The sequence below is a fragment of the Thioalkalivibrio sp. XN279 genome (genome assembly GCF_011089885.1).
In the GTDB taxonomy this organism is placed as follows: domain Bacteria; phylum Pseudomonadota; class Gammaproteobacteria; order Steroidobacterales; family XN24; genus XN24.
In genome coordinates, this window is record NZ_JAANBD010000027.1 from 293061 (window position 1) to 308916 (window position 15856).

The 15856-nt window shown below is 70.5% G+C and carries 13 protein-coding genes; 4 read left to right on the forward strand and 9 right to left on the reverse strand.

The window, feature by feature from the left end; translation table 11 throughout:
• Window positions 1-172 precede the first annotated feature (172 nt).
• The 9 genes from G8346_RS08335 to G8346_RS08375 form a co-directional block, all read right to left on the reverse strand.
• Window positions 173-937, reverse strand: a complete 765-nt coding sequence (locus tag G8346_RS08335; protein WP_166050120.1) for a DUF2057 family protein — start codon at window positions 935-937, stop codon at window positions 173-175.
• A 96-nt stretch (window positions 938-1033) separates the two neighbouring features.
• Entirely contained in the window at window positions 1034-1699 is a 666-nt protein-coding gene (locus G8346_RS08340; protein ID WP_166050122.1) for an energy-coupling factor ABC transporter permease, read from the reverse strand.
• An 88-nt stretch (window positions 1700-1787) separates the two neighbouring features.
• Window positions 1788-2531 (reverse strand): OmpA family protein, encoded by a 744-nt coding sequence (locus G8346_RS08345; RefSeq protein WP_166050123.1) that lies wholly within the window; start codon window positions 2529-2531, stop codon window positions 1788-1790.
• A 117-nt stretch (window positions 2532-2648) separates the two neighbouring features.
• A complete protein-coding gene (locus tag G8346_RS08350) occupies window positions 2649-6590 on the reverse strand; it encodes an efflux RND transporter permease subunit (RefSeq protein WP_166050125.1) in 3942 nt (1313 codons plus the stop codon).
• Window positions 6587-8518: an efflux RND transporter periplasmic adaptor subunit gene (locus G8346_RS08355; protein ID WP_166050127.1), complete on the reverse strand. Its 1932-nt coding sequence runs from the start codon at window positions 8516-8518 to the stop codon at window positions 6587-6589. The genes G8346_RS08350 and G8346_RS08355 overlap by 4 nt, the downstream gene beginning before the upstream one ends.
• Before the next feature lie 3 nt (window positions 8519-8521).
• A complete protein-coding gene (locus G8346_RS08360) occupies window positions 8522-9883 on the reverse strand; it encodes a TolC family protein (RefSeq protein ID WP_166050129.1) in 1362 nt (453 codons plus the stop codon).
• 45 nt (window positions 9884-9928) lie between these two features.
• Window positions 9929-10318, reverse strand: coding sequence for a hypothetical protein (locus tag G8346_RS08365; protein WP_166050131.1), 390 nt, complete (start codon window positions 10316-10318; stop codon window positions 9929-9931).
• A 114-nt stretch (window positions 10319-10432) separates the two neighbouring features.
• Window positions 10433-11317, reverse strand: coding sequence for a protease HtpX (htpX, locus tag G8346_RS08370; protein ID WP_166050133.1), 885 nt, complete (start codon window positions 11315-11317; stop codon window positions 10433-10435).
• Between the two features lie 100 nt (window positions 11318-11417).
• A complete protein-coding gene (locus tag G8346_RS08375) occupies window positions 11418-12269 on the reverse strand; it encodes a 6-carboxytetrahydropterin synthase (RefSeq protein WP_166050135.1) in 852 nt (283 codons plus the stop codon).
• A gap of 88 nt (window positions 12270-12357) precedes the next feature.
• Between G8346_RS08375 and corA the strand changes: the two genes are divergently transcribed.
• The 4 genes from corA to G8346_RS08395 are packed head-to-tail and all read left to right on the forward strand — an operon-like array spanning window position 12358 to window position 15855.
• Entirely contained in the window at window positions 12358-13440 is a 1083-nt protein-coding gene (gene corA / locus G8346_RS08380; RefSeq protein ID WP_166050137.1) for a magnesium/cobalt transporter CorA, read from the forward strand.
• 3 nt (window positions 13441-13443) lie between these two features.
• The gene (locus tag G8346_RS08385; RefSeq protein WP_166050139.1) at window positions 13444-13908 is read left to right on the forward strand and encodes an ATP-dependent zinc protease; all 465 of its coding nucleotides are present in this window, start codon (window positions 13444-13446) and stop codon (window positions 13906-13908) included.
• Window positions 13908-14813, forward strand: a complete 906-nt coding sequence (gene rimK / locus G8346_RS08390) for a 30S ribosomal protein S6--L-glutamate ligase (protein ID WP_166050141.1) — start codon at window positions 13908-13910, stop codon at window positions 14811-14813. The genes G8346_RS08385 and rimK overlap by 1 nt, the downstream gene beginning before the upstream one ends.
• A gap of 4 nt (window positions 14814-14817) precedes the next feature.
• Window positions 14818-15855 (forward strand): succinylglutamate desuccinylase/aspartoacylase family protein, encoded by a 1038-nt coding sequence (locus tag G8346_RS08395; protein WP_370520571.1) that lies wholly within the window; start codon window positions 14818-14820, stop codon window positions 15853-15855.
• The last annotated feature ends 1 nt before the right edge of the window (window position 15856 follow it).

A 15856-nucleotide genomic window follows, 5' to 3' on the forward strand; every position in this document is an offset into this window, starting at 1 on the left:
GAACGTGCGTTGGAATAGCGCTGCGCCGCATGCCGTACCCCCGTAATCGCGGCACAGTATGGGGAGCGACTGTGAAGCTTTGATTACAGTGCGCGGGGGATCGCCCGGCTGTGGCAGGGGCGATACAAGGGGCGATGGAAGACCCCGCTGAACGCGGGGTCGGGACCGGATCCTAGCGCTGCTCGGCGAGCCAGCGCAGGAAGGCGCGTCGCTCTTCGCTGCTGGCCTCGCTCCAGAAACTCTTCATCAGGTCCAGCCAGCTGCCCTCGGGCGCGGGCGCGACTGCAGGCGCCACCCCGGGAGTGGCCGGGTACGCCGGCACAGCCGCAGGCACAGGCAACGACGCCGCACCGGTAACCGTCCTGGGCGCATCACCCGTCGGGAGTGGTGGCACGAGTTGCCCGTCGGCGCTGCGCTCGGCAGCAGGCACGAGGGTGTCGTCGAAAGTCAGCGCCGGGACCAGGCCGCGACGAAACTGGAGGCCGCTCTCGCGCGCGGCAATGCGCTCGCCCGTGGCCTGGTTCTCCACCCAGCCAGTGAAATCCGCCGCCAGCTTCCGTGCCGCCTCCACGTCGGCCGGCCGCTCATAGTCGATACGATAACGGCCGCCTGCGCCAGCATCGACGACGAAAAGGGCCGGGTCGGAGCGCAGGACCTCGTGGTGGTCGCCCCACTCCCACAGCTCGCGGTAGAACACCACCAGCTCGTAACGGCCCGGGGCGAGTTCCAGTGTCTTGTCACCCCTGGTCAGCATCCCGCTGGCGCCCTCGATCTCCCGCCCGTTGACGGTCGCGACTTCGAGCTGCTCGGGTAACACGATCGCAGCCACGGCTGCCTGCGGCACTTCCGGGTCGTGCAGGGTCACCGGTGCGGTGGCGCAGCCCGCAAGCGCGGCGGCCGCCAACACGAGCAGGGGCAGGTAGACGGGCTTCGACATGTCTTCAACTCCAGCAGGCCAGCCGATGGCGCCGGAGCGTAGCACAGGACGCCAGGCAGCAATATTACGCGCGCGTGACAGTCGCCATGGCCCCACTCATGACCGCTGGCGCACGTAAAACATTTCGTCGTACAGCCGCACCCACTCGGGCCGGTAGACGATAAACATGCTGGCCAGGGCGCCGTTGATAAAGGCCTCGGGAAACAGCACCAGCGGCAGGAAGGCCCACAGGGACGCGCCCGGACCGCCGGGCAGCGGTTGCCCGGTCATGCCGAGCAGCCCTGTCGCAGCCAGCCAGGTCGCCAGCGCTGCTGCGCCCGCGCCGAAAAAGCCGCACACGAAAATGAAGACAAAGGGATTGCGCGGCAGCCGGAAGCGCGCGCCCCAGGCCACGGCCCAGCTCACCGCCGCCGGCAGCGCCGCGCTCAGCATCCAGCCCAGCGGCGCTGCACCTGGCGCGCTCCTGCCCGCCACCACCAGCGCCAGCTCCGCCAGCGCAGCAGCCACCAGGGCCAGGCGCCAGCCCAGCAACAGCGCCACCAGCGGCGTACCGAGCACGTGCACCGCGATACCCGGATCGACCCGCGCGCTCACGCTCCACAGCACGGCCAGGGCCACGGCGGAGCCCAGCACGAGATGCAGGCGCTCGGGATGACCGCGCAGCGCCTTGAGGCCCGGCAGCGACATGGCGACCAACGCGGCGGCCATCAGCGCCAGCCAGGGTGACGCCGCCGCCGGCAGCAGGTGAAGCTCGAAATGCATGGGTGGCGCGACAGCTCCGGCAGGAAAGGAAACTGCCCGGACGACGTGCATCGTCCGGGCAGGATCCTATTCTAGTCGCGACGGCTGCTCAGGGCCGGGCCACCACCCGCTCGTCCTTGTGTTCCAGGCGGATGTCCGCGCGCCGCTGCAAAGCCCAGCCGTCCGGGTCCGCCGGCGCCGCTGCGGGATCGAGCTGCGGCGCGCCGTGACCGGCGATGCTGATACGGTCCGCCGGGATGCCGGCCGCGAGCAGCTGGTCGCGGATGGCCGTGGCACGTGCCTCCGACAGCGAACGGTTCAGGACCTCGGTGCCGCGCGGATCCGCGTAGCCGTCGATGCGCACCTCGAGCGAGGGCACGGCGCTCAACAACAGCGCCAGGGCCTCCAGGCTGTCGACTGCCTGGTCCGGCGGCTGTGCGCTGTTGGTGCGAAAGCCCACGCTGAACGCCAGGCCGTCGGCCAGCGCGGCGACGTCGGGGCGGGCCGCCGCCATGCGGCGCTCCTGCCCCAGCTCGCGGTCGAGTTCCGTGATGCGGGCCTGCAGCCGGGCGCGTTCGCCGGAGAGCTCGCGCTGCTCCGCGGCCAGCGCAGTCAACTGTCCCTCGAGCTCGCCGTTGCGCCGCGCCTCGACCTCGCGCTCGGCAGTGATGCCGCCGAGCGTCATCCCGGCGATCGCGCCGGGCGGCCCGCCGACGATGGCGCCGAGCACGCCGCCCACCACGATGCCGATGTCCGTCGTGCGCTTGCCTTCAGGCGGGTTCGCCGCCGACGCCAGTCCCGGCGCCGTTGCCAGGGCCGCCAGCGCGGCCAGCGTGATGATCCTGTTTCTCATGTCTCGCGTCCTCCGTTAAAGCTGCGGACGGGGCGTCCGCTACGGGAGTCATTGCAACCCCCCGCAGGGACATCCCCGTGGCGCAGCCGGGGCGAAACACGGACCGATGATGACGAATCATGACAGCGCAGCCCTGCGCGCCCGGCCCTCCTCCACCATGGCGTACAGCACCGGGACGGTGAACATGGTCAGCAGCACGAAGGCCATGCCGCCCACGCTCGGCAGCGCCATGGGGATCATGATCCCGGCGCCGCGGCCGGTCGAGGTGAGCACCGGCAGCAGCGCCAGCAATGTCGTGGCCGTGGTCATGAGGCAGGGCCGCACGCGGCGCACGCCTGCCACCAGCGCCGCGGCGCGCACCTCCGCCACCGTCCCGGGCTGTCGTTCCGCAAAGCTCTGGCGCAGGTAACTGGCCAGCACCACGCCGTTGTCCACGGCGATGCCGAACAGGGCCAGGAACCCCACCCACACGGCCACGCTCAGGTTGACCGTCCCCATCTGGAACAAGTCACGCAGGTTGGCGCCGAGCACGCTGAAGTCCGCGAACCACGGCTGGGCGTAAAGCCACAGCAGGATGAAGCCGCCGGCCCAGGCGACCGCGATCCCGCTGAACACGATCAGGGTGATGCCAACCGAGCGGAACTGGAAGTACAGGACCAGGAAGATCGCCAGCAAGGCCACCGGCAGCACCACGCTGAGGGTGCGCGCGGCATGCAGCTGGTTCTCGTAGTTGCCGGCAAACTTCCAGTTGACGCCCGGCGGCACCGCCAGCACGCCCGCCTCGATCTGCGCCTGCAGGAACGCCTTGGCCTGCTCCACCACCTCGACCTCGGCGATGCCGGACTGGCCGCCGAAAGTGACGTAGGCGGTCAGGAAAGTGTCCTCGCTGCGGATCATCTGCGGCCCGCGCGTGTAGCGGACCTCGGCAAGCTCCTGCAACGGCACCTGGGTGCCGTCCGGCGCTGCGACCAGCACTCGTTCGAGGTCCTCGATCTCCGTGCGCAACTCGCGCTGGTAGCGCACGCGCACCGGGTAGCGCTCCCGGCCCTCCACCGTGGTGGTCACGTTGCGGCCGCCGATGGCCACGGAGATCACCTGCTGCACGTCGGTGACGTTGAGGCCGTAGCGAGCGATCGCCTCGCGGTCGAGGTCGATCTCCAGGTAGGGCTTGCCGACCACGCGGTCGGCGTTCACCGTCTCGGCCCGGATTGCCGGCACCTGGCGCAGTTCCTGCTCCAGGGCCAGCGCCATCCGGTCCAGGGTCTCCAGGTCCGGCGCCCGCACCTTGATCCCCATGGGGGCGCGCATCCCGGTCTGCAGCATCACCAGTCGCGTCTCGATGGGTTGCAGCCGTGGTGCCGAGGTGGTGCCCGGCAGCTGTGCCGCCTGCACGATCTCGTCCCAGATGTCCTGCGGGCTGCGTATGTGGTCGCGCCACTGGCGCACGCGCCGCCCCTCCTCGTCGACGCCGTACTCCGGCTTGTAGTGGATCACCGACTCGATCATCGAGATCGGCGCCGGGTCCAGTGCGGTCTCCGCACGTCCCAGCTTGCCGGCGACCAGCTCCACTTCCGGGACCGACAGGATGGCGAGGTCCTGCTGCTTGAGGACCTCCAGCACTTCGCCGATGGACGCATGCGGCATGGTCGTCGGCATCCACAGGAACGACCCTTCGTCCAGCGGCGGCATGAACTCCCGTCCGAGGCCGGGGAAGGCATGCGCGAGGCGGCTCCAGGCCGGGTTGCTGCGTACCGTGCGGGCATCCACGCCGACGGCCTGCGCCGCTGCCGGCACGAAGCCGAACACGCGGTCGAACCCCAGCCAGATCGAGGCGCCCAGCACGATGGCGACGAGCGGCACGCTCAAGAACGCCAGCTTGTGCTCCAGGCACCAGCGCAGCATCGCGGCGTAGCCGCGCATGAACAGCCAGAACAGGGCCAGCAGGCCGCCCACGAGCAGGGCCACGAAGAGAAAATTGCGCAGCACGCCTGCCTCCGGCCCCAGCGGCTCCCAGGCCAGGGCCAGCAGCCAGCCCACCCCCAGTGCCGCCAGCACCGTGGCCAGCCATGGCCCGGTGACGCGCACCCTGGCCAACAGGCCCTCGAGGCGCTGCGCCGCCGCCGGCGCGCGCTGTGCCAGGGTGGCCCGCAGCCGTGCCCCGCCGAGCCGCCACGCCGCCACGGCCAGCAGCGCCAGCGCCGCCAGCAGCACGAGCGTCCAGCCCCGCGCCGCCGCGTACCCGGCGAGCAGGCCGGTGACACCGGCGAGCCCGAACCACAGGCCGCGCCGCATTCGTGTGGCCCGGCGCGCCGGGCCGGACCCGGCAATGAAGACATGCGCCGCCGCAGGCACCACCGCCAGCGTCAACAGCACGGCGCCCACCAGCACGAAGGTCTTCGTGAACGCCAGGGGCACGAACATCTTGCCCTCGGCGCCGGTCATGGTGAACACGGGCAGGAAGCTGATGATGGTGGTGCTGATCGCCGCCAGCACCGCGCCTGCCACCTCGGCAGTCGCGCGCAGCACCACCTCTTTCCGGTCCTCGTCCGGTTCCGCTTCGCGCAGGTGGCGCAACACGTTCTCGGTGACGATGATGCTCATGTCGACGATAGTGCCGATGGCGATGGCGATGCCGGCGAGCGCCACCACGTTCGCGTCCACGCCGGCGAGCTTCATCATGATGAAGCCGAACAGCACTGCGAGCGGCAGCGTGGCGCTGATCACCATGGCGCTGCGCAGGTGCAGGACCATGATGATGACCACGAGGATGGTGACCAGCACCTGCTGCAGCAGGGCTTCGTTGAGCGTGCCGAGCGTCTCGTAGATGAGCCCGGTGCGATCGTAGAAGGCCACGATCTCCAGCTGGCTCAGCTCCACCCACTCCGGCCACTGCGCCGCCGGGGCGGCGCGCAGCCACGTCGTCCATGCCGCCTCGTCGAGGCTGGCAGGACTGGCGCCGGCAAAGGCCGCGAAGCCCTGCGCCTGCGCGAACGCGCGCACTTCCGCGGGCGTGGCGCGCGACCAGTCGATCACCGGCTTCGCCGGCAGGCCGGGCGAGATCTCGGCGATCTTCTGCTTCACGTTCTGGATCGCCTGCAGCGGGTTGTAGCCCTCGCGCACGATCACCACGCCGCCGACGGCCTCGGCGCCGCCGATTGTGAGCGCCCCGCGCCGTTGCGCCGGACCGAACTTGACCGTCGCCACGTCGCTGACGCGCACCGGCACCCGGTCCGGCCCGGCCCTGACCACGGCCTTCTCGAGGTCGGCCAGCGTCTCGATGAAGCCCAGGCCGCGCACCACGTACTCGACGCGGTTGATCTCCACCACCCGCGCGCCGACGTCCAGGTTGCTCTTGCGCACGGCGTCGAACACCTGTTGCAGCGTGACGCCGTGGGCGCGCAATGCATCCGGGTCGACGTCGACCTGGTACTCGCGCACGTAGCCGCCGATGGACGCCACCTCGCTGATGCCTTCCGCCGCCAGCAGGCCGTAGCGGACGTACCAGTCCTGCACGCTGCGCAGTTCGTCCAGGTCCCAGCCGCCGGCCGGGGCGCCGTCGCGCCCGCGACCCTCGAGCGTGTACCAGTACACCTGGCCCAGCGCAGTGGCGTCGGGACCGAGCGCGGGGCTCACGCCGTCCGGCAGCGTGCCGGCCGGCAGGCTGTTGAGCTTCTCCAGGATGCGCGCCCGCGACCAGTAGAACTCCACGTCCTCGTCGAAAATCAGGAACACCATGGAAAAGCCGAAGGCGGAACTGCTGCGCACCTCCCGCACGCCGGGCACGCCGAGGAGCGCCACGGTCAGCGGATAGGTCACCTGGTCCTCGACATCCTGCGGCGAACGCCCCGGCCACTCGGTGAACACGATCTGCTGGTTCTCGCCGAGGTTGGGAATGGCGTCGACCGGCACCGGGGCGCGCGGAATCCAGTCCGTCTTCCAGTCGAACGGCGCCACCGCCACGCCGGCGCCGACCAGCGCCAGCACCAGCAAGGCGACGACCAGCTTCTGCTCCAGGAAGAAGCGGATCAGGCCCGCGAGGGGTGAGCGGATGCCGCTCACGGGGTTGCTTCCGCGCCGGCCGGCGCAACGAGCGTTTCAGCGACCCAGCCGCAGCGCAGCATCGCCTCGCCATAGTAGGGGTTGGCGATCTCCTCGCGCGGCTGCAGCCAGAAACCGTCGCGCCCCTGCACCATTGGGCAGACGGCGCGGTACACCGGCCCGGTGCCCGTCATGCCGAAAGACGCGGCCGCGGCGGTCAGCGCGTCGCTGAAGGCCTCGAACTGCCGTCGCTGGGGTTCCAGTTCGCCGGCACGCGCCACGCCGTCCAGCCCGGCGTGCATCTGGCGCGCCAGCGCGTTCCAGCGCTCGCGGGCGGACGCCCCTGCAAGCACGGTGGCGTCGACCTCGTGCAGCGCCGCATCCGTCGCCAGCGCGGCCGCGCGCGCAGCCTCGGGGTCGTCGTCGGCCAGCGCCTGCACCAGCGCAAACTGGGCGGTCACGAGGCGGCCGATCTCGCGCTGGAAGCTCTCCGGTGCCGGCCCCACGTCCGCAGCCTGGTCGGCATGCCCTGCATGCTCCGTCGCGGTCGCTGCCGCCTCGTGCCCTGCGTGCTGCGCCTCCTCCTGCGCATGACCGTGCGCATGGCCCGGCGCCGCGCCGCCCTCAGGCCGCATCATGCTGGGCCGCCCGCGGATCTGCAGCTCGGCGTCGATCTTGAAGGCGCCCTGGCTCACCACCAGCTCACCCTCGCTCAGTCCGGCACGGACGACGTACCAGTCGCCCGCACGGGCCCCGAGCTCGACCTGCCTGGCCTCGAAAGTCGGACGCTCGGCGCCCGGCTGCTGCACATACACCAGCGCGCGCTTGCCGGTCAGGAGCGGTGCCGAGGCAGGTATGAGCAGGGATTCCTCGGCCTCCGCCACCCCGGCAACCGTGGCGCCGGCCGTGACGACACCGCGCACGAACATGCCCGGCTTCAGGCGCCCGTCGGGGTTGGGCACCTCGACCCGGACCTGTGCCGTGCGCTTGCGCGGATCCAGGACAGGATCGATGAACGCGACGTGGCCCGCGAAGGCATCGCCGGGATAAGCCTCGCTGGTCAGGCGGACCGGCTGCCCGGCCTTGAGCCAGCGTAGCTCGGACTCATAGACTTCGAGCTGCGCCCACAGCACGGAGAGATCCGCCAGCCGGTAAATCGGTGCGCCGGTGTCGACGTAGTCTCCGACCGCCACCATGCGCTCCAGTACCACGCCGCTCACCGGGGCCGGCACCGTGACGTGGTCCTCCACTTGCTCGCGCCGCTCCAGGGCCGCCACCTGCGCCGCGTCCAGGCCGAGCAGCCGCAGGCGATCACGCGCCGCCTCCACCGTGAGGCGCGTCGCTTCGCGCACCACGCCGATGCCCTCCTGCTCGAGTTCGCGCGCCGCCCGGATGGCGTGGAGCAATTCCTCCTGCGCTGCGATCAGACGGGGACTGAAGACTCGCGCCATGGGCTGGCCGGCCTCGACCTCGACACCGGTGAAATCGACGTACAGCCAGTCGATGCGCCCGGGAATCCAGGCCGAGATGGTGCGCAGGCGCGTCTCGTCCCGCTCCAGCATGCCGAACAGCGCGATCGGGACCTGCGCCGAACCGCGTGCCACCGGCGTCACCTCCACCCGCATCAGGGCCGCGGACCGGGGCGAGACGCTCAGCGTCGGCAGGTCGGTGTCCGCGCCGGCGCTTTCCTCTTCCGTCGGCACCGGGATCAGGTCCATGCCGCAGATGGGGCATTTTTCATCCGGGTCGGTGGAGCGCACCTGAGGATGCATGGAGCAGGTGTACACGGCGCCGCCCGAGCTGGTGCCCGTGTCCGCGGCCGTCTCGACCCCGCTGGCGCTCACCGCCGCGTCGTCATCCCCGGAGAACAAGGCCGCGATGCCGAACCCCCCCAGCAGGCCGGCCACCAGCAGCAGCGGATAGAGAAGCTTTCTGAAACTCAGGGCCATCGTTCAATCCTCCTGGTCCGAAGCGAGACCCGGGTCGCCCGCCAGGGCTCTCACCCGGGCCGCGGCCACGGCCCGGTCAGCGGCCGCGCGTTCGCGCTCGAGCTCGAACTCGAGCAGGCTGCGCTGGCTGTCTATGAGATCCATGAAGCTTGCGTTGCCGGCACGGTATGCGGCCTCGGTAGCCTCCAGTGCATGGCGGGCCTTCGGCACCAGCGTGCCGCGGTACAGCCGCAACTTGCGCTCACCCTCGCGGTAGGCGAACAGCGCCGCCTGGAGTTCGGACTCGACCGCCAGTTCGCGCGCCCGCGCATCGCGGTCCGCAGCATGCAGGCGCGACCGCGCTTCATTCATTTCAGCGTCGAGACGCCCGCGCCGGATCGGCAGGTTCACGGAGATCATGCCGACCAGCATGTCGGCGCCGCCGCCATCCATCGCCGCCATGCGGCCGCTGCCCTCGCGCGCATATTCGAGGCCGAGACGGACATCGGGGTAATAGGCCTTTTCCGCCAGCGCCACGCCATGGCGTTCGCGCTCGATCTCGTGGCGCGCCGCCTGCAGCTGCGGGTTCCACTCGCGCGCCAGGGCCAGCCATGCCGCATCGTCGCGCTCCGGCAGCACGGCCACCGGCTGGCGGGACGGCGCGGCAGGTTCCGGCAGCCGGGCGTGGGCGGGACGGCCCAGCAAGGCGTTGAGCCGGGCCGCACGAGGTCCCAGCTGGTCCAGCAGGGAGCGCAGCCGGTCGTCCAGCCGCCCCATCTCCACCTGCGCCCGGCTGACGTCCGCCTGGCTGCCGGCATCCGCCCGGTACAGTGCGCGCGCGACGGCCTCGAGGCGCATGACCAGGTCCCGGTTGGCGCGCGCCGTACCTGCTGCCTCGTGCACCCAGGCGTATTCGAACCAGGCCGCCGTGACCTGCTCCGCCAGTGCCAGTCGCAGCGCCTCGTAGCGGCGCCGTTCCGCATGCGCGCCCTCGGCCGCGGCATCGGCGCGCAAGCCCCGCTTGCCGAACCAGGGGAAAGCCTGCGACACGGAATAGCGCTCACCCATGTAATCGGTGCCGGCATCGACCTGGTCCAGCACCACGCCCAGCCCGAGCTGGGGATCGGGCAGCGCTCCCGCCTGCGGCACCTCCTGCTCCGCTGCCTGCCAGCGATGCAGCGCCGCCTCCAGCTGCGGGTTGTGCGCCTCGGCGTAGGCGATCAGCTCATCCAGCCCGGCCTCCTGGCCCGGGCCGGTCGCCTCGTCGGCCGCAGTTACGGCAGACGCCAACAGGCAAAGAAGCACGGCCAGCCGGGGACACAGGGCCGGGCCGGACGCATGGATGCGACAATTGCGGCCGGATGCGGCCGCGCGGAAAAACGACATGAAACACCTCCGTGGACTCGAGAAGAACGACTCGAATCGAAGGTGCTAATCGTTGAGGACGCAGTGCCTCAGGTGCAGGCGCGGCCCACCCGGGTCGGGTGGAGCGCGGACCAGGTAGGTCTCCGGCCCCTGCTGGACGACAGGCAGGGCGACCGCGGCGAGCGCCAGCGGCGGCAGCGCCACCAGCTCGACTTCGACCTTGGGCGCCGCAGGTGAGCGGCCGTCGAAGTCGTAGCCCTCGATGTAGCTGCAGCTGCCCGTGCCGTCCGGCTCATGGCACGGCGGCGGCGGGTCGGGGCAATGGGGACAGTCCCCGCCGGCAAGCATTTCCGCGGCCATCAGGCACGGGGCCACGGCCATGCTGGCCCACACCGCCACGAACAACGTGGCGGCAAAACCGGCAATACCGCGACTGTGGCGACGAAGTGACTTCATGCTGCGCTCAGACCCAGAAGCAGCAAGACTAGTTCCGCGGCCTGCGCTTGTGCAAGCCGGCAGGCGTCGCACTGTGCGCCGCGTCACGCCCGGCGCCGTGCGGTGAGCGGTGAATCAGTGTCCCATGCGACGCAGCGCGGCGATGCGCTCGTCCAGCGGCGGATGGGTCATGAACAGGCGCTTCAGGCCGGAGGCACGGTGCCCGGAGATGCCGAAGGCCGAGAGCTGGTCCGGCAGCGCGGCGTTGTGCCCCTGCTTCAGTTTCTCCAGCGCCGAGATCATTTTCTCCCGTCCCGCCAGGCGCGCGCCGCCCGCGTCGGCACGGAACTCGCGCTGGCGCGAGAACCACATCACGATCATGCTGGCGAGAATGCCCAGCACCAGCTGCGCGACGATGGTCACGATCCAGAAGCCGGGCCCGTGACCGCGCTCGGTGCGGAACACCAGGCGGTCCACGAGGTGGCCGATGACGCGCGAGAAGAAAATGACGAAGGTGTTCACCACGCCCTGGATCAGGGTGAGGGTGACCATGTCGCCGTTGGCCACGTGGCTGACTTCGTGCGCCAGCACCGCCTCGACCTCTTCGCGCCGCATGTTGTGCAGCAGGCCGGTGCTGACGGCCACCAGCGCGTGGTCACGCCGCGCACCCGTGGCGAAGGCGTTCGGCTCCGGGGCATCGTAGATCGCCACCTCGGGCATGCCGATCCCGGCCTCGCGCGCCTGGCGGCGCACCGTCTCGAACAGCCAGGTCTCGACCTGGTTGGAGGGCTGCGTGATGACCTTGGCGCCGGTCATGCGCTTGGCGCTCCACTTGGAGATGGCCAGCGAGATGAAAGAACCACCGAAACCGAAGATCGCGGCGAACACCAACAGCTGGCCGAGGTCGAGGTCGACGCCCTGCTGGTCGAGGATGCCCTCGAAACCGATCAGGCTGAGCACGATCGACATCACCAGCAACACGGCGATGTTGGTGGCCAGGAACAGGAAGATGCGCTTCATCCGGACTCTCCTCTCGCGCCGCCCCGGCGCCGCCCAAAAAGTGGGGGCAACCCGCCCCGATTACAAGACCGTACGCCCGCCGGCAGGTTCCGTCCGGCCGTCAGGAACCTTCCGCCACCGCGCCCTTGTTGATTCCTTCATAGGCCCGGACGCGAAAGTGCGTGTCCGGGCTGAGACGCGTCAGCTCGGCCGCGACATAGGCCGCCAGGCACTCCACCGTCGTATCGTGGGGCACCAGCTCGCAGCGCTCACGCCACAGCTCCATCTCGAACTCGCCCTGCCCGGACTGGTAGGCGAAGCGCCAGGCCGGGCGATCGCCCAGCGTCGTCTCGGCCACCAGGTCTTCCGCGGAGCCCAGGTAGATATCGCGCCAGCGATCCGCCCAGTAGCGCTCCCAGTGATCATTGCGCCGGTCGTCGGCATAGACCTGGATCCGCGAACGATGGCCGTGTGCGATGCGCTGGCAGTTGCCGGCGTGGCGCTTGAGGCCGTGACTGTAGTGGTAGTACGCGCCGGGCGCGGCCTCCTCGCGCAGCGCCACCCGCACCGCATGCACGTTCGCCGGCATCACCGCCGCCACGCAGCTTTCCAGCGCCGCCTGCAGCACCGGCATGGTGACCGCCGCGGTGTCGAGGACGCAGACGGCCTCGCCGGGCGAGCGCAGTCGCAGGCCGGCAGCCGGCGCCTCCACGCGCACCTCGCCGCTGGCGGCCGACACCGCGATTTCCAGCCAGCCGCAGCCGGCCGGCACCAGCAGCTTGTGATCGGCAAAATCCTCCATCGCGTCGCGCGCGATGCGCTTGACCTCGCCGAAGTCCAGCACCATCGACTGCGGGTCGAGCTCGCCTTCCAGCTCCAGGTCCACGATCCAGCTCTCGCCCACCAGCCCGCGCTCCCGATCGAGGCGCGAGAAGTCGAGTACCGTCAGGTGTTCCACGAACAGGCAGGCCATGGGCCGATTGTAACGCGCCCCTGTTGCAGATCGGCGTCCCGTGAGAGGCTATAGGCGTTCGAGCAGCTATCCGGGAGGAGCACTTACCGTGAGCCCGCGCGACACCGTCCGCCGGCGCATCCAGCCTGGCACCGCCCCCGGCCACGCGATCGAGTCCGTGGCCGCCGACGTCGCCGGCGCTGCGGTCCACTGGCTGCGCTACAGCAGCACGGTCTTCGAGGAACGGACGCAGTCCGGGCTCGCCGATGCGCTCGAAGGCGTGGCGGCGGACACGGTCGACTGGCTGCATTTCGACGGCGTGCCGGACGCCACCGCGTTGCGCTGGCTGCACGAGCGCCTGGGGCTCGACTCCCTGGCGCTGGAAGACGTGCACAACGGCCAGCAACGCACCAAGCTGGAGCTCTACGAAGGGCACGCCTTCATGGTCGTCTCGGTGCCGCTGCTGAGGAACGCCGAGTTGTCGCTGGAGCAGCTCAGCCTGTTCCTCGGGCCGCACTGGGTCATCAGCTTCTGGTCCGGGGACCCGGCCTTGCTCGAGCCGGTACGCCAGCGGCTGCGCAAGAGCGTGTCCGGACGCATCCGCAAGCGCGGCGCCGACTACCTGTTCTACTGCCTGGTCGACGTCGCCGTGGACAGCTGCTTTCCGGCGCTGGAGGAGCTGCGCGAGCAGATCGAGACGCTGGAGGACCAGCTCCTCGAGGACGCGCGCGACTTGGAGGTGGGAGAGATTCATGCCATCCGGCGCAAGCTGTCCTCGCTGCGCCGGCTGGTGCTGCCCGGGCTGACCGCGCTGCAGCAGCTGCTGCACGACGAGGAGTCGCCGCTGCAAGACACCACGCGACGCTACGTGCGCGACGTGCTCGACCACCAGGCGCGGGTGGGCGACCAGGTCGACAATCTCACCGAGCTGAGCGCCAGCCTGCACGAGATGCACCTCAGCGCCATCAGCCAGCGCATGAACGACGTCATGCGCCTGCTCACGGTGATCGCGACCATCTTCATCCCCCTGACTTTCATCGCCGGCGTGTACGGCATGAACTTCGATCCGGACGCCAGCCCGTGGAACATGCCGGAGCTGCGCTCGCGCTTCGGCTACCCGGCGGTGCTACTGCTTTTCCTCGTCGTCGGCGCCGGCATGGCCTGGCTGTTCCGCCGCCGGGACTGGCTCTGAGCGATGGCCGGCAGCGCGGCGCGAACCACCCTCGGCTGGCGCGAATGGGTCGCGCTGCCAGAGCTGGGCATCCCGCGCCTCAAGGCCAAGGTGGACACCGGGGCGCGCACCTCGGCCCTGCATGCCTTCGAGCTGGAAGCGTTCCAGCGCGACGGCGTCCGCTGGGTGCGGTTCGCCGTGCATCCCGACCAGTATGATCGCAGCCAGGTGATCCGCTGCGAGGCGCCGGTGCTCGACCGGCGCCTGGTGTCCGACTCGGGCGGGCACCGCGAGCAGCGCTGGGTCATCGCCAGCACACTGCGCCTCGGCGCCCACGCCTGGCCCATCGAAATGACGCTGACCGACCGCGACACCATGCGTTTCCGCATGCTGCTCGGGCGCACCGCGCTGCGCGGACGCTTCACGGTCGATCCCGCCCGCTCTTATTGCATGGGCGGGGCTCCGGGCCCCGCCACGGAGAAACGCTGATGCACATCGCCATCCTGTCGCGCAACCGGCATCTCTATTCCACCCGCCGCCTCATCGAGGCGGCCCGCGAGCGCGGCCACGAGGTCAGCGTCATCGACCCGCTGAAGTGCGTCATGGACGTGACCTCGCGCCGCCCGAGCGTCTACTACCGCGGCGAGACGCTGCCGCGCTACGACGCGGTGATCCCCCGCATCGGCGCGTCGGTGACCTTCTACGCCCTGGCGGTGCTGCGCCAGTTCGAGGTCATGGGCGTGTATCCCGCCAATGAATCCGTGGCCATCGGGCGCAGCCGCGACAAGCTGCGCTCCCTGCAGCTGCTGGCGCGCGCCGGCGTCGGCATGCCCGTCACCGCCTTCGCACATTCGCCGGACGACACCCAGACGCTGGTCAGGCTGGTGGGCGGCGCGCCGCTGGTGCTCAAGCTGCTGCAGGGCACGCAGGGCCGCGGCGTGGTGCTGGCGGAAACGCAGCAGGCAGCCGAGAGCGTCATCGACGCCTTCCGCGAGCTGGACGCCAACTTCCTCGTACAGCAGTTCATTCACGAGGCGGGCGGCGCCGACATCCGGGCCTTCGTCATCGGCGACCGGGTCGTCGCCGCCATGCTGCGGCAGGCGAAGGAGGGCGAGTTCCGCTCCAACCTGCACCGCGGCGGATCGGCCTCGGTAGTCAAGCTCAGCCCCCAGGAACGGGCCACGGCGGTGCGCGCCGCGAAGACCGTCGGACTCAACGTGGCCGGCGTGGACATCGTGCGCGGCCACGACGGCCCGCTGGTGCTCGAGGTCAACTCCTCGCCCGGCCTCGAGGGCATCGAGGCCGCCACCGGCAAGGACGTGGCCGGAATGGTGATCGGCTTCCTCGAGAAGCAGGCCCGTCCCGGCCGTACGCGCACCCGCGGCAAGGGGTGAAGCCGTGACCCCTGTCGCTGCGCCCCTGGTCATCGGCGGCGTCACGGTGGCGCCCGGTGAGCGCCGCGGGATCTCGCTGCCCGTGGGCATGCTGCACACGCGCGTGCCGGTGCAGATGCCGGTGTGGGTGATTCACGGCCGGCGCCCGGGGCCGCGGCTGTTCATCAGCGCCGCCGTGCACGGCGACGAACTCAACGGTATCGAGATCATCCGCCGGGTGCGGGCGCGGCCGCTGACCGGCCTGCAAGGCACCCTGCTGCTCGTGCCCGTGGTCAACGTCTTCGGCCTGCTGCAACACTCGCGTTACCTGCCCGACCGGCGCGACCTCAACCGCAGCTTTCCCGGCTCCGAGCGCGGCTCCCTGGCCGCCCGGCTGGCCCACCTGTTCATGACCGAGATCGTGGAGCGCTGCACCCACGGCATCGACCTGCATACCGGGGCGGTCCACCGCAGCAACCTGCCGCAGATACGCGCCCAGCTCGACGACGCGGAAACCCGCAAGCTGGCGACCGCGTTCGGCGCGCCGGTGGTGCTCGACTCGCGGCTGCGCGATGGCTCCCTGCGCGAGGCCGCGGCGGAGAACGGCATCCCCACGCTGATCTACGAGGCCGGTGAAGCGCTGCGTTTCGACGAGATGTCCATCCGCGTCGGCGTCGCCGGCATCGTGGAAGTGATGCGCACGCTCGGCATGCTGAGGCGCAAGCGGGGGGCCCGCGCGCGCCCGGCGCAGCCGGTGATCGCGGATGGCAGCCACTGGGTGCGTGCGCCCGCCGGCGGCATCCTGCGCACCGCCATCCGCCTCGGGCAACGGGTCGGTTCGGGCGAGCTGCTGGGCCGGGTGTCCGATCCTTTCGGCGCCGACGAGGTGCGGGTGGACGCGCCGCACGAAGGCATCATCATCGGCCGCAACAGCCTGCCGCTGGTGAACGAGGGCGATGCGCTGTTCCACGTCGCCCGGGTGGCCCGGCCGGGGGAAGCCTCACGCGCCGTGGAGGCGATTTCGGGCGCGTTCCGTGACCCGGGCGACGTCATCTCTTCGTAGT